This is a genomic window from Nocardia nepalensis, from assembly GCF_048910785.1.
Taxonomy (GTDB): Bacteria; Actinomycetota; Actinomycetes; order Mycobacteriales; family Mycobacteriaceae; genus Nocardia; species Nocardia nepalensis.
Map to the genome: position 1 here is coordinate 584871 of NZ_JBKBET010000028.1, position 14878 is coordinate 599748.

Below are 14878 nucleotides of genomic sequence, written 5' to 3' on the forward strand. Positions count from 1 at the left end.
TTCAGGTATCGAAGCGAATCCGGTTGTCCACCACCAGTTGCGCGACCTCGGCCAGCGACAACCCGTGCGCGAACGCGTATGCGCGCAACCGGGCATAGGCATCCGGTGCGCGAATGCCCAATTGCGCGAGCACGATTCCGGCAGCCTGGTGGATGACGCGGCTGGTCAGCGGACGATCCCACCACTGCGCGGCGGCGGGCGCGGATTTCGCCGATCCGGCGATCAGCTGGGCGATGACGAGATCGGCGATGTGCAGCCCGGCCGAGATCATCAACGGTTCCGGCCGTCCCGGCTGCGCCCGATACAAATCGAGCACCCCGAAGCGCACCACACCCATCTGCAACGGCACCGCGACCATAGATCCGGCCGCCCGCATCCGATTCAACTCATCCGCGAAACCCGGCCACCGCTGCGCTGTCGCGCCCAGATCCGCCACCAGCACCGGGACTCCCGCGGCGACCGCATCCACCGCCGGCCCCTGACCGGCGGTGGCCTGCATGGCCTCCACCCGCGCCGCGACCGAATCACTTGCACACCACGGCTGCAGCCCGGCCTCGCGCTCCTGGATCAGGATCGCGGCACGCTGCACCGGCAGCACCCGGACACAGGCGCCGCACAGGGCGGCCATCCCGCCGCCATCGGCCGACAGCTCCGTCAGAAACTCGAGGGCCGACAAGAACTCATCGGTCAACTGATCGAACTGCCCCACACTAATCCTACGAACTCTCGAGACCGTTACCCATGCCACGAGTTCGACGGCCCCCTTGTCCCAGCATTCGTCACCGCTGCGGCACCGGACCGCCACTATGCCACGGGAATCCGGTGGGACGGCACCGCCAGAATACGAAACGCCCCCCGGCCTCACCAGGGCCGAATGTCCCACGCACCCAACCGGCCTGAGCGTGCACTTTCGCTCGAATCCGGCCGAAATCGCCAGATTTGGCACAAGCGCACGCTCAGGCCGGATGTTCACACGGGGCGGACCCAAGTGGCCCGGTGCCGAAAGCTGTCCTGGCGCAGTTCGTATCTGAACTCGACGCGCTCACCCTCGGCGTGCATCCGGAACCCCTCACCCTCGATGGGTCCTCGGCCATCAGCCCATCATGGCGCGATCACCAATGCAGGCCGGGGATCACGCGGGTGACGCGGGCGGCCGGGCTCGGCATTGTCATCAGGGGCAGCACGACCGGTGCGAGGTAGGACAGGGCGCTGCGGCTCGACTCCGATTCCTGATCCGCATCGTCGGCGGCGCTCGGCGCCACCGTCTGCTTTCCCTGTGCCGCATGCGATTCGCCGAACCACCGGAATCCCTGGTGCATGATCGTCCGCTTGACCGACGGCATCAGCAGTTCGACCGCCTGGGCGAAGGTGCCGACCGGGGTGTCGATGCGGTGCGGGCGATCCTCGATGGCGCGCACCACGATGGCGGCGGCGCGGTCGGGATCCGGAACCGGCAGCGAGCGGTAGAGGTCGGTGGGCGCGATCATCGGGGTGCGCACCAGCGGCATCCGGACCGAGGTGAAAGTGATTCCGGCATCACGATTTTCGACGGCGGCGATTTCACTGAAGTTGTCCAGTGCCGACTTGCTCGCCACATAGGCGGCAAAGCGCGGCACCTTCGTCTGCACGGCGATCGAGGAGATATTGACGATGTGCCCGAAACGCCGCTCCCGCATCGACGGCAGCAGCGCGAGAATGAGCCGCACCGCGCCGAAGTAATTCACCGCCATGGTCCGCTCGAAATCGTGCATGCGGTCGGTGGAATTCACCACCGAGCGGCGGATCGAACGGCCCGCATTGTTCACCAGATAATCGACATGACCGTGATCGGCGAGCACCGCGGCGACCAACTCGTCGACACCATCGGAATCGGTGATATCGCACGGATAAGCATGGGCGACACCGCCTTCGGCACGCACCGACTCCGCGGCGGCCGAAAGGTCCTCGACACCGCGCGCCACCATGAGCACGGTCGCGCCGCGCTGAGCGACGGCGTGCGCGGTGGCCAGGCCGATCCCGGAAGAGGCGCCGGTGATCAGGACGACGCGGCCGTCCAGCGGGTCACCATTGTCGCCGGGATGCTCCCGGTTCGGATCGAGGTTCTCGGCCCAGTACTGCCACAGCCGCTCGGCGTAACTGTCGAAGGACGGCACCGTCAAACCCGTCCCGCGCAACTGCGCTCGTGTGGAATCGGAGACGAACTCCGCCGAGAACGAGGCGTGCGGTGCGACGGCCGCCGGAATCCCCAACTGCTCCAACAGGAAATCGCGAACCGTCGCGACGCCGGGGATGTGTGAGAGCCCGCTGAGCGCGAGCCCGCTGCCCGGCACCGTGCCGATGCCGCTCGGGGCGCCCGCCGCGGTGGCGAGCGCGCCGTAGATCTCGCCGAACGGCTGCGGCTCGGGGTTGACCAGATGGAACGTACGTCCGTCCAGACCGGTGCGGCGCACCAGCTCGACCATCGCGCCCGCCACGTAGTCGACCGGCACGATATTGGTCGCGCCCAGTTCGGGCAGCAGCATCGGCAGTTCGGCCGGCAGGGCGCCGAGACGCGAAATGGCCGGGAAGAAGTAGTACGGACCGTCGATCTTGTCCATCTCGCCGGTGCGCGAATCGCCGACCACGATCGCGGGCCGGTACACCCGCCAGCGCACACCCTTAGATTCGCGAACGAGTTTCTCCGCGGCGAATTTGGTGCGGTGGTACGGGGAGGTCAGCCGCTGGCCGAGGTCGAAGTCCTCCTCGAAGAATTTGCCTTTGTGGTCACCGGCCACGGCCACCGACGAGACGTGATGCAGCACCGCGCCCAATTCGCGGGCCAGTTCGAGCACCGAGCGGGTGCCCGCGACATTGGCCGCGTGCGCGGTTTCCTCATCGGCGGTCATGTCGTAGACCGCGCCGAGGTGGATCACATGGTCGGCCTTCGGCGCATCCTCGATCAATCCGAGGCCGTCGGCGGTCAGATCACCGAGCATCGGAAAGGCGCGTTCGCCGCCCGTCCAGCCCGCGGTGAGTTCGCTGAATTTCGCCACCGACGCGGTGCGGACCAGCACATGCACAATGGCTTCGGAATCGGCCTCTAGAAGTCCCTGCACGACCCGTCGGCCCAAGAATCCGGTTCCGCCCGTCACGATGAAGGTCGTCATCGCAGTCCTCCTGCTGTCGCACTCGAATTGAGTTGTCACACATGCGCGCCCGGCATGCAGCAGTGAATGCGGACATCATTTTGATTCGGCCTCGGGACAACAATTGTCGGGCCGGAGTAGGAACGCCATTGCCCTACTGATCGGTAACTTTAATCGGCACAGCTAGTCGCGGGCAAGCGAATGGCGGTCCAGTGTGATGTGTGAATGGTCACCACTGGGAGCCGCGAATATTGTGTGTTACAACAGTTTTCATATAACGCCCGCGCGCGAATCCCCAATCGGGACACCGCGTTTGCCCATACGGCCGAACAGACGATGCCAAAGGTCACAGCGCTGGCGATACCGGCGATCGCGGTCGCCGGACGCGGATCCGGGCGCTTGGGCTCCTCGGTCGGCCCGACGCGGCCGAGGATGCGCGCCAGTGGCGTCGAGCGTCCGCAGCACACGCCGAGCAGACCGACTATGAGCGACGCGATGGCAACGGATCGGCCCGGTTGATCGGGCGAACTCGGGGCCGATAGACCGGCCGCGGTCAATGCGCGCTGAATCGGCGGCAGCCCTACATCGCCACGGCCGGATCGCCAAAGATCCTGGCGCACAAGGCCAGCCCGAACCGATCGCTCAGTTCGTCGGTGTCGAGACGACCTGCCTGAAAGTTGTATTGAATCCGGCACCCAGGCTCAGCGCTTCTCGGCGCGGGCGGGCGGTGATTCGAGCGGCGGGCGACCCTTCAGATAGGTCTCGAAGGCATCCAGATCGATGAGGCCGACCGTCTTGTCGGTGCCCTCGGTGAAGACGGTGAAGCCGTCGCCGCCGGAGGCCAGGAAGCTATTGGTGGAGATCCGGTAGGTCGCGACCGGGTTGAGCGGTTGGCCGGCGATGCGCACGCTGTCGGCGACGACCTTGCTGCCCTTCGGGCTCGCGTCGACATAGGTGTAGGTGAGCCCGGCGGGTGAGAGGACGGTCGGCTTGCCCGCGATATTCCACTGCTGTTCGAGCAGCCGCAGGATCTGACTGCCGGTCAGTGTGACGGTGACGACCTGATTGCCGAACGGCTGGACGCTGTAGATATCGCCATAGGTGATCTGACCGGACTTCAGGTCGGTTCGCACCCCACCCGGGTTCATGAAGGCCGCGACCGCCGACGCGGGCGCCGCCGCGGTCACCGAGAGCATCGAGTCGGCGATGACATCACCGAGCGGCGATTCACCGGAGCCCGTCGGTTCGTGCGGCAGTGACGCGGCCGCGATGCCGACCGGCCGATCGGCGCGCGGTTTGGCCTGCTCGGCATAGAAGTCGATCAGAGCGGTGGTGGCCGCGTCCGGGGTGACCTCACGGGTCACCACCCGATTGACCGCCGAGGCCTGCACGCCGTCGGCGCCGAAGCGCAGGGTGATATCGGTGATCAGCCGACCGTAGGAGGCGGCCTGGGTGACCACCTTGCCGTCGATGGTGCAGACATACGGCTGGTGCGAATGACCGGTGAGCAGGACCCGCACCGCCGGATCGACGCCGGTCGCCAAGGCGGTGACCTCGGCGGAGATATTCGCGCAACCGTTGTAGTCGACCGCGACGTTCTGGGCCGGTTTCTGCACTCCGCCGTCGTGCAGCAGCGCCACCACGGTCTCCGCGCCCGCCGATTTCACCTCGGGGACATACCGATTGATCGCCGTGACCTCGTCACCGAAGGTGTAGCCCCGAATGCCTTCGGGGAGAACGATACTCGCGGTTTCGGGGGTGACCGTGCCGATGACACCGACCTTGTGGCCGCCGACCTCGAGCATCGTCCACGGGCGCAGCGCCGGCGGCAGCTTGCCGTCGGCGTCGGTGACATTGGCGGCCAGATATAGGAACTTCGCACCGGTGAACGGTGCACCGGGCGAACATCCGGCGGGCGCGCAGCCGCCCTGTTGCAGACGCGCCAATTCGATGACGCCGTCATCGAATTCGTGATTGCCCACCGCGGAGGCGGCCAGTCCGATGGAGTTCAGAAAGGTAATTGTCGGCTCGTCGTGGAAGAGTCCGGAAACCAGCGGGCTGGCGCCGATATCGTCGCCCGCCGCCAGCACGGCACTGGCCGGATAGGCCTGCTTCAATCGCGTCAGATGGGTGGCCAGGTACGCCGCGCCGCCCGCGTCGTATCCGGCGATCTTGCCGGTCGAACCGGCCGGCGGCTGCAGATTGCCGTGGAAATCGTTGAGCCCGAACAGATGTATCTCGTTCGACTGCGCACCGCGCAGGTCGTCGGTCGAGATGAGGGGGATCACCCCGGACGCCGACGAGGCCGCCGGGCCGCTATTGTCCGATGCGGTGCCGCACCCCGCCACCAGGGTGATGCTCACCAGTCCCGCGATGATCATGCCGATGCGACGGTGCGCTGTCATGCTTCAGACTTTCCCACGCTTCGGTGGCATCGGCATGAATCCCGCCCGAACACACCGACGGCGGGGCCGAAATACGACCCCGCCGCGCGGATTCCCGGATTAAACCCGGCTTGCCGCGAAGTCCGCGGCCGGCCAGAACGCCCAGCCGTAGTTCCCGTGCTGGCTCGACTCGCGGCCGCCGCCGCAGACCGGGTCACCGCCGGTGCAGTAGTCGGCGGTCTTCCAGACGTAGCTGCCGGGGACGCCCCAACCGGTCAGGGGCATGGGGTCGCCGAACAACAGGACCGCGGATACCTTCCATTCGAGATCGCCGGGGAGCACGTAGATCCCGGGCAGCGCGGTCACGATGCCGGTGCCGACGACACCGTGCACGACGGCCGCGCCCTGCGAGTAGCCGACCAGGATGAACTCCTGATCCGGGCACATCTGCGACTGCCGAATGACGTGGTCGGTCAGGTCCTGGGTGCCGCGGCTGAGCGATGCGGGGTCGAGCAGGTCCGCGGGATAGTCCACCCGGTAGGCGCTGCTACTCACCGGAAGCGCTTGCAGCAGCGTGTCATACAGCGGGTCGCCGATAACGGAGCCGAGCCACCCGGGTTCCCCGGTGCCTCTGGCGACGACCACATCGACCGCGGCACAGTCCGCCCGTGCCTGCGCGCCGATACTGGTCAAGGCCCCCGCCGTGGCGACGAGCAATAGCACAGCGAATATCCGTGCCAGCCGCCACTTCTCAGAAATTCTTGCCTTCCGGATTTCCATCGTGATCACCTCTCACGCCGTTGTGAGAAGCCGGGCGACGCTTGTCAGCGACAAGTGTCACGCCAGCTATATCCGTGAAGGTAAGAACGATAGAGAGTTGCGTCAAGCAACTCAGCCGAAGCGAGACCGGTTCAGCACTGAATCGTGTCCTCGGAATCCACTCCCGCGCAAGGCGATTCGGGCGCTAAGGGATGAGAACCGCTGCGCCGGTGAAACGTCCGTGTGCAAGATCGGCAAGTGCGCGATCTGCCGTACCGAGGGAGTACCCAGTTGTGGTCACATGTATACGGTGTTCGCCCGCCAGCGCGAGGAATTCGCGCGCGTCGGCGCGGGTGTTGGCAGTCACCGAGCGAATCTCGCGCTCCTGGAACAGATGCCGCTGATAGTTCAGCGATGGGATATCGCTGAGATGAATGCCCGCGATGGCGAGCACGCCACCGCGATCGAGAGCCGCCAAAGCGGGCGGCACCAGCTCGCCGATCGGCGCGAACAAGATGGCCGAATCCAGTTGCACCGGAGGGCGATCCGCCGCACCCTGTACCGAGGCGGCGCCGAGGTCGCTGGCCAACTCGCGCGCCGCCGCATCCCTGGTCATCACGTGCACCTCGGCGCCGCGCGCCAACGCGACCTGCGCGGCGATATGCGCGCTGCCGCCGAAGCCGTAGATTCCCAACCGACCACCCTGCGGTAGCTCGGCGCGTTGCAGCGCGCGGTAGCCGATGATGCCAGCACAGAGCAGCGGCGCGGTCTCCACATCGGTGTAACCGGCGGGCAGTCGATGCGCGTAAGCCGCTGGGACAGTGGCGTATTCGGCATATCCGCCATCGGCGTCCCAGCCCGTGTACTCCGAATTCGGGCAGAGATTCTCCGCGCCACGCAGGCAGTACCGGCAACTGCCGCAGGTGTGGCGCAGCCAGGCGATGCCGACCCGATCGCCGACCGCGAACTCCGCCACCGTCGGCCCCCGCCGCACCACCTCCCCCACGACCTCGTGCCCCGGCACCACATCGGGTCGATGCACCGGCAGGTCCCCCTCGGCCACATGCAGATCGGTGCGGCAGACCCCGCACGCCAGCACCCGGACCAGAAGTTCACCGGCCGCGGGTTCGGGCACCGGTTCCCGGACGAAGTCCAGCGGTCGGCCATCGACCGGTCCCGGCCGCCGCACACGCCAGCCTGTCATGCCCGTGGTTGCCGCACTCGCAGTCATACCGATCACTCCTCGCCGACAGGGGAACGGTCTTTTCGGATTATCCATGCCGACCGCCCGCGTCCACCGGTTCCACCAAAGGTGAGTCGGACTTCTGATACATTTCTGTATTGGATACATTATTGTATCGAACGGACCGGACGCCCGAGGAGGTGCGCTTTGGCATCGACAACCGATGCGGATGTCCCGGTGCGCCGGGTGACCCGCCGCCGCACCGAAACCCGTAAGCGCCTGCTCACCGCCGCCTACCAGGTCTTCGCCGAGGAGGGTTTCGGCCGCACCTCGGTGGAGCGCGTCTGCGACCGGGCCGGGTTCACCCGGGGCGCCTTCTATTCGAACTTCAGCTCACTCGACGAGTTGTTCCTTGCCATGTGGGAGCAGCGTTCGGCCGCCATGATCGCCGGCGTGCGCGCGACGCTGGACGACTTCTCGGTCGAAGGCGTCGTCGATGTCCGCGCCGCGGTCGAGCGCCTGGACCGCGCCGTGCCGATCGACGAGGACTGGTACCGCATCACCGCGGAGTTCACCACGCATGCGCTGCGCACGCCCGGGCTGCGGCAGGTGATGGCCGAGCGCGAGGAGGCGATCGTCGCGGCGCTCATGCCGACCATCGTCACCGCACTGTCGCGGATCGGCCGCACCGTTGCGGACCCTGTCGCGCTCGGTCAGGCGCTGGTCGCCGTGCACGACGGCACCACCGTGCAGGTGCTGATGGAACCCCGCAGCCGCAAGGTGCGCGCCCGGCGCACCGATCTGTTCTGCCATATCGTGCTGGCCTACAGCACCGAAACCGAAGGATGACCATGACCGACCCCAGTCCCGAATTCGCGCAAGAGGCGGATGTCATCGTCGTCGGCGCGGGCCTGGCCGGGCTCGTGGCGACCCACGAACTGGTCAAGGCGGGCCGCAAGGTGCATGTGCTGGATCAGGAGAATCGCAATAACCTCGGCGGCCAGGCCTTCTGGTCGCTCGGTGGACTGTTCTTCGTGGACAGTCCGGAGCAGCGGCGCCTCGGCATCAAGGACTCCTATGAACTGGCCATGCAGGATTGGCTCGGCTCGGCGGGTTTCGATCGCGACGACGAGGACCACTGGGCCCGTCAGTGGGCGCAGGCCTATGTGCGCTTCGCGGCCACCGAGAAGCGGGATTACCTGCACGAGCTGGGTTTGCGGGTGACGCCCCTGGTCGGCTGGGCCGAGCGCGGTGGCGCGTTCGCCGACGGGCACGGCAATTCGGTGCCGCGCTTCCACCTGACCTGGGGCACCGGTCCCGAGGTGGTGCGGGTCTTCCAGGAGCCGGTGCTCGAGGGCGAGCGACGCGGACTGGTCGGCTTCAGCTTCAGGCACCGGGTAGACGAATTGATCGTCGAGGACGGCACGGTGGTCGGCGTGCGCGGCAGCGTGCTCGAGCAGGCCGATCTGGCACGCGGCCGGGCCTCGTCCCGAGATGTGGTCGGCGACTTCGAATTCCGCGCAAAGGCGGTCATCGTGACCTCGGGCGGCATCGGCCACAACCACGAGCTCATCCGCCGCAACTGGCCCACCGAACGGCTCGGCCCCGCGCCCGAGACCATGATCTCCGGCGTTCCCGCACATGTGGACGGACGGATGCTCGGCATTTCCGAAGCCGCGGGCGGCGCGATCGTCAACCGGGATCGCATGTGGCACTACACCGAGGGCATCAACAATTGGGATCCGATCTGGCCGGATCACGCCATCCGGATCATCCCCGGTCCGTCCTCGCTGTGGTTCGACGCCAACGGAAAGCGTCTGCCCGCACCGTGTTTTCCGGGTTTCGACACCAACTCCACGATGAAGGAAATCCTGGCCACCGGCCAGGACTACTCCTGGTTCGTGCTCACCCAGTCGATCATCGAGAAGGAGTTCGCGCTCTCGGGCTCCGAGCAGAATCCGGATATCACCGGCAAGGATCTCAAGCTGACCCTCAAGAGCCGATTGGCCAAGGGCGCACCGGGCCCGGTCGAGGCGTTCAAGCAGCACGGCGTGGACTTCGTCGTCGCGAATACCCTGCGCGAGTTGGTCGATGGCATGAACAAGATCGCGCGCGGGCCACAGCTCGACTTCGACGATCTGGAGCGGCAGATCCTCGCCCGCGATCGTGACGTCGCGAATAAGTACTCCAAGGACGCCCAGCTGATGGCGATCGCCAATGCGCGCCAGTACTTCGGCGATAAGGCGGGCCGGGTGGCCAAACCGCACCGCATCCTCGATCCGGCGCACGGTCCGCTGATCGCGGTGCGGCTCAATATCTTGACCCGCAAGACCCTCGGCGGCTTGCAGACCAATCTGGAATCGCAGGTAATGCGTCCGGACGGCACACCCCTGCCCGGGCTGTACGCCGCCGGCGAGGTCGCCGGTTTCGGCGGCGGCGGTGTGCACGGCTACAACGCGCTGGAAGGCACCTTCCTCGGTGGCTGCATATTCTCCGGCCGCGCCGCCGGGCGGGCCATCGCGGCGAAACTTGTTTGACCGCTACTTCTTCTTACCGCCCGTCGCCGCGACGCTCGACGAGGCCTGAGGCGTAGGAGTGGGGACCGTCGTCGATGCGGGTGGCGGTTTCGGGGCCTGATCGGTGTAGAGGCTCAGACCGGTGTCCCGCGGGCCCTGCTCCAGGTAGATCCCGGATATCTCCACCTGATGTCCGTGGATATCGGTCACCTGCGCCGAGAACGGCCCGGGTCCCGCACCGCTGATCGTCCAGTAGTTGTCCATGCCGCGGTTCAGTTCGCGCCAGGGTGCGTCCGATGCGGACCGCAATGCAACGCGCTGGATGGGATTTCCCGATCCGGTGAACAGCATGGCCAGCCAATGCGATGACGAGTCCGGCTTCAGCTCGTAGATCAGTTCGGGTGCCGGGTCGGGATCGCGAACCACCGTATAGCGGATCTGCGCGACGCCTACGGACGGGTCCGCGATCTCCTCGAATGCGGCGGTGCTCAAATCCAGTTGTCCCGGAGCACATCCCGGGCAGCGGTCGACAATGAGCGCCCGGACGTCACCGCGCGGGCCGTGCACGTCGAGGTAGCCGCCGCACAGATCGGCGCGGCGGTACTCCGCGGTGGAGATCCCGGCATAGAAGCCGTTCGTCGGCAGTCCGGCGAATGAGCAGGCGACGCCGGGACCGAAGGCGTAGTACCGCGCCTCCCCCGGCCGCGCGGGTGGAGACGTCACCGGATGCAGGTTCGCGACGCCGGCACTACTGGCACCCATCATCATTCGCGAGGTGGCCCCGGTGTCGGGGACCGGCTGCACCGCTTCACAGGACGGATGCTGCTGGGGTCTGGCCACCCACATCACCACCGCGACCACACCGAGCATCGCGCCAACGGACGACCAAAGCCATCCCGAACGAAAGTGCTGCTGTTTGATCGGCATTCGGTGCATCGCTGTCCCCGACTTCCGCTCACCCAACTCGCGCGCGGACTCTCGATCCTGACCCAACCAGGAAAGCAGGCCCACCCGCGTCGCATGACTCGAACGAAAAATCTCCGTAGTGAAACACTCACGAGTCGGCAATCTGATGGCAAATAGCCAGCATTCGACTCGGCCCGTTGCGAAAGATTCGGAAAAGATCCGTTCTTACGATGTGGCCCTTGCCGGTTCCGCGTCGACGCCCGAGAGTTGATGATCCATCCGATCGCGCTTGGCTCGCAGATAGCGGATGTTGTGTTCGGTCGGCGTCGCCTGCAGCGGCAGTCGCCGCACCACGGCGACCCCGTACTCTTCCAAACCCGCCTGTTTGGCCGGGTTGTTACTGAGCAGTCGCACCGAACGGATGCCGAGATCGGCGAGCACCTGCGCACCCGCCGCATACCTGCGGGCATCGACCGGCAACCCGAGCGCCAGATTCGCTTCGACGGTATCGGCGCCGCGATCCTGTAATTCATACGCACGCAATTTGTTCAACAATCCGATGCCCCGGCCCTCCTGGCCGCGCAGGTAGATCACCACCCCGCTGCCCTCTTCGGCGACCGCCCGCAATGCGGCGTCGAGCTGGTCGCCGCAGTCGCAGCGCAGCGAGCCGAGGCCGTCACCGGTGAGGCATTCCGAATGCAGCCGCGTCAGTACGGATTCGCGGCCCGGCTCGCCGAAAACCAGTGCGAGCGTTTCGGTTCCGGAGATCTCGTCGCGATATCCGACCACGCGGAATTCGCCGAATCGGGTCGGCAGGCGAGTCTCGACGACCCGGGTCAGGGTGTGCTCGACCCGACGGCGGTATTCGATCAGATCGGCGATCGAAATGATCGGCAGCGCATGGGTTTCGGCGAATTCGAGCAATTGGGGCAGGCGCGCCATCGATCCGTCGTCGTTCACGATTTCGGCGATGACACCGGCCGGTCGGAGTCCGGCCAGCCGGGTCAGGTCGACGGCGGCCTCGGTGTGACCCGCGCGGCCGAGCACGCCGCTGGGGTGCGCGCGCAGCGGGAAGACGTGACCCGGCCTGGTCAGATCGTCGGGTCCGGTGCGCGGATCGGCAAGCGCGCGCACGGTTTCGGCGCGGTCGGCGGCCGAAATCCCGGTCGTCACACCGGAAGCCGCGTCCACCGATACCGTGTACGCGGTGCCCTTGGGGTCCTCGTTGACCGCTGTCATGGGTGGCAGCCGGAGCCGATCCAGGTCCGCGCCCGCCAGCGGCGCGCACAGCACCCCACTGGTGTGGCGAACCATGAAGGCGATGGATTCCGGTGTCGCCAGGGCGGCGGCCAGCACCAGATCGCCCTCGTTCTCCCGATTCTCGTCGTCCACCACGACGACCATGCCGCCCGCCGCGATTGCGGCCAACGCTGTCTCGATGGCATCCAGCGCCGACTCTCTCGTGCGGCGTTGATCTGCGAATCCGGTACGCATGACCACCTCCTTATATGACTAGTAGATGTATTTCTATTAGTCATAGGAAGCGGCAGTCCCGCTGAGTGGACCGAGCTCAGGAAGCGCGGCGGCTCTTTCCTTTCGCGGCCTTCTTCGGCAAGGTCCGGTCGGCGAGTTTGTCCACGTCGGCCAGCAGTTCCCTGGCGAAATCGCGTTCGGCCTCGTAATGGCGCACACACCAGCGCAATACCGCACCCGGATAGGCCCAGTCCGGATTCTCGTCGGCGCCCTCGGCGTCGACCTCGGCCAGTTTGCGCATCTTCTCCGCGTACCCGATGTGCTCGGTGAGGATCTCGCGCAGCCGATCCGGTTCGGCGAGATGACCGAGCCACGCGCGCAGCATGACGCTGTGCTTGAGCACCGGCGCCTCCACCGGCGCGTCGTTCACCCACCGCGCGGCAGCGGCGCGGCCGCTCTCGGTGATCGCGTACATCCGCTTGCCGCGCACGCCGTCGTCCTGCAGCACCGTACGAGAGGTGGCGTAGCCGTGTTTCTCGAGCCGTTTGAGCTCGGCGTAGATCTGGCTGAACGACGGGCTCCAATAGAAGAATTGGAGGCTCCAGTCGGCCCACTTCTTCAGGTCGTAGCCGGAGAGCTCGTCGGCGTGCGAGAGCATGCCGAGCACGGCCCAGCTCGTCGTCGGCAATTCGGGGACCCCGGCGTCCACCGGGGACTTCGCTTCGGTCACGGTAGGACTATATCGCCTAGGCATATTTCGGGTGAAACATCCCGTTCAGTGAGATTCGAAAGATACGACCGGCACCGCTTTGTGACAGGTTTCACAAATAGTCACCCTCGAACACCACCAGGTAGTTCCCGAACAGCGGAGCCCCATTCATGTCGACCATTCCCAAAGATGCCGCAGCCGCCGAAAGACCCGGCGGCCCAACCGAATCCGCTGACACCGGCCGACTCGACGGTGTGTCGCCCGCCCGGATTTTCACCGTGCTCGCGGTCATCGTGCTGTTCACCGAGGTCGCGCCGATGCAGTACACGATCGTCGCGGCCGCACTGCAGAAGATCGCGCCGACCTTTCCCAGCCTCGGCGCCAACATCAACTGGGCCATCATCGTCTTCGGCCTCATCGGCGCCGCCGCGTCCCCGCTCATCGGCAAGATGAGCGATGTGTGGGGCAAGAAGCGGATGTTCCTGGTCTGCGGCCTGCTCTTCATGATCGGCTGCGCACTCGACGCGATCACCAGCAACTGGGCGCTGTTCCTGATCGGACGCGGGCTGCAGGCGACCGCAATCGCCACCGCCGTCATCGCCTACGGTTTGATCCGAGATCTCATGCCGCGCAAGTATGTTCCGCTCGGCCTCGGTGTCACCGCGACCGGACTCGGACTGTCCGCGATCGCCGGCCCACTGCTCGGCGGATACCTTGTCGACAACTACAGCTGGCGCGCGATCTTCTGGGTGCTGGCCGGATTCACGCTGCTGATGCTGCCCTTGGTGTGGATCGTGGTACCCGAATCGAAGCTGCGGGTCACCGAGCGCATCGATGTGCTCGGTGCGGTACTGCTGTCGACGGGGGCCGGGTTGACGCTGATCTACCTGGACAAGGGCCAGGATTGGGGTTGGAGCAAGCCGCTCACGCTGGCCTGGCTGTTCGGCGGCATCGCGCTGCTGGTGTTGTTCGTCGTGGTCGAGTTGCGCGTGGACCGACCGATCATGGATATGAAATTGCTGTTCCATCCGCGGGTGACGCTGGTCCTCGGCGGCGCGTTGTTCGCGTCGTTCCTCATCGGAGTCCAGTCCTACGCGCTCGGTTATATGACCCAGACTCCGGATGCCGATACCGTCGCCGCCGGTGTCCAGCAGGCCACCCTCGCCCAGATCCAGCAGCAGACCGGTCAGCCGATGCCTCCCGCGATGGTCCAGGTGCTGCTCGATCCCGGGTACAGCTACGGAAACGGTTTCACCCTTCTGCAATTCGCCGTCCGGGTCGCACTGCTGCAGGCGGTACTCGCCATGATCTGTGGCGCCCTGGCAGGTGCGCTGGCCCGTAAGATCGGTGCGCGACTGCCGTTGATCTTCGCGCTCATGCTGTTCGTCGGCGCGGGCGTCGGCTACGCCATCCTCCCGCACACCTGGGTCGTATTCCTTTGGGTGAGTGCGGTATTCGGCATCGGATTCGGCTTCTACTACGCATCCATGCCCATTCTGATGGTCGAGGCCGTGCCACAGGAACAGCAGGGCATCAGCCTCGGCATGCTCGGCGTCATGCAATCCATGGGCGTTGCCATCGGCCTGGCCATCGTGACCGCGTATCTCAATGCCAGCCCGATAACCGCTGAGGTGAGCGTCGCGGGTCAACCCGCGGGAGGATCGGTCATCCCGCAGGTTTTCGCCGACCACGGCTATGAAATGGGCTTCTGGTTCGCCGCCGGCGCGTCGGTGGTCGCCCTGCTCATCGCGCTGGTCATGCGCCATGGCCGCACACCCGCCACGGGCGGCACCGCCTACTGACCCGACCATGAAAGCGGGCCG

11 protein-coding genes are annotated in these 14878 nt (G+C 66.1%); 3 read left to right on the forward strand and 8 right to left on the reverse strand.

Annotated elements, in window-relative coordinates:
• Nucleotide 1 precedes the first annotated feature (1 nt).
• The 5 genes from ACHQ4I_RS23430 to ACHQ4I_RS23450 all read right to left on the reverse strand — a co-directional run bounded on the left by ACHQ4I_RS23430 (nucleotide 2) and on the right by ACHQ4I_RS23450 (nucleotide 7472).
• A complete protein-coding gene (locus ACHQ4I_RS23430; protein ID WP_420773940.1) occupies nucleotides 2-709 on the reverse strand; it encodes a GAF and ANTAR domain-containing protein in 708 nt (235 codons plus the stop codon).
• A 403-nt stretch (nucleotides 710-1112) separates the two neighbouring features.
• The gene (locus ACHQ4I_RS23435) at nucleotides 1113-3146 is read right to left on the reverse strand and encodes an SDR family oxidoreductase (RefSeq protein ID WP_420773941.1); all 2034 of its coding nucleotides are present in this window, start codon (nucleotides 3144-3146) and stop codon (nucleotides 1113-1115) included.
• 680 nt (nucleotides 3147-3826) lie between these two features.
• Nucleotides 3827-5530: a bifunctional metallophosphatase/5'-nucleotidase gene (locus tag ACHQ4I_RS23440; RefSeq protein ID WP_420773942.1), complete on the reverse strand. Its 1704-nt coding sequence runs from the start codon at nucleotides 5528-5530 to the stop codon at nucleotides 3827-3829.
• Nucleotides 5531-5629: 99 nt separating this feature from the next.
• Nucleotides 5630-6289: a cutinase family protein gene (locus ACHQ4I_RS23445; protein ID WP_420773943.1), complete on the reverse strand. Its 660-nt coding sequence runs from the start codon at nucleotides 6287-6289 to the stop codon at nucleotides 5630-5632.
• Between the two features lie 184 nt (nucleotides 6290-6473).
• Nucleotides 6474-7472: a zinc-binding alcohol dehydrogenase family protein gene (locus ACHQ4I_RS23450; protein ID WP_420774188.1), complete on the reverse strand. Its 999-nt coding sequence runs from the start codon at nucleotides 7470-7472 to the stop codon at nucleotides 6474-6476.
• A 186-nt stretch (nucleotides 7473-7658) separates the two neighbouring features.
• Here ACHQ4I_RS23450 and ACHQ4I_RS23455 point away from each other — a divergent pair, with 186 nt between their 5' ends.
• Both ACHQ4I_RS23455 and ACHQ4I_RS23460 read left to right on the forward strand, forming a co-directional pair.
• Nucleotides 7659-8300, forward strand: coding sequence for a TetR/AcrR family transcriptional regulator (locus tag ACHQ4I_RS23455; RefSeq protein ID WP_420773944.1), 642 nt, complete (start codon nucleotides 7659-7661; stop codon nucleotides 8298-8300).
• Nucleotides 8297-9988: an FAD-binding dehydrogenase gene (locus ACHQ4I_RS23460; protein WP_420773945.1), complete on the forward strand. Its 1692-nt coding sequence runs from the start codon at nucleotides 8297-8299 to the stop codon at nucleotides 9986-9988. The genes ACHQ4I_RS23455 and ACHQ4I_RS23460 overlap by 4 nt, the downstream gene beginning before the upstream one ends.
• Nucleotides 9989-9991: 3 nt before the next feature.
• Here the strand turns inward: ACHQ4I_RS23460 and ACHQ4I_RS23465 are convergent, their stop codons facing one another.
• From ACHQ4I_RS23465 to ACHQ4I_RS23475, 3 genes are all read right to left on the reverse strand, one after another.
• Entirely contained in the window at nucleotides 9992-10837 is an 846-nt protein-coding gene (locus ACHQ4I_RS23465) for an expansin EXLX1 family cellulose-binding protein (RefSeq protein WP_420773946.1), read from the reverse strand.
• A 261-nt stretch (nucleotides 10838-11098) separates the two neighbouring features.
• Nucleotides 11099-12367 (reverse strand): bifunctional 3,4-dihydroxy-2-butanone-4-phosphate synthase/GTP cyclohydrolase II, encoded by a 1269-nt coding sequence (locus tag ACHQ4I_RS23470; RefSeq protein ID WP_420773947.1) that lies wholly within the window; start codon nucleotides 12365-12367, stop codon nucleotides 11099-11101.
• 76 nt (nucleotides 12368-12443) lie between these two features.
• Nucleotides 12444-13076, reverse strand: a complete 633-nt coding sequence (locus tag ACHQ4I_RS23475) for a PadR family transcriptional regulator (RefSeq protein WP_420773948.1) — start codon at nucleotides 13074-13076, stop codon at nucleotides 12444-12446.
• A 149-nt stretch (nucleotides 13077-13225) separates the two neighbouring features.
• Between ACHQ4I_RS23475 and ACHQ4I_RS23480 the strand changes: the two genes are divergently transcribed.
• Nucleotides 13226-14857, forward strand: coding sequence for an MFS transporter (locus ACHQ4I_RS23480; RefSeq protein ID WP_420773949.1), 1632 nt, complete (start codon nucleotides 13226-13228; stop codon nucleotides 14855-14857).
• Nucleotides 14858-14878: the final 21 nt, after the last annotated feature.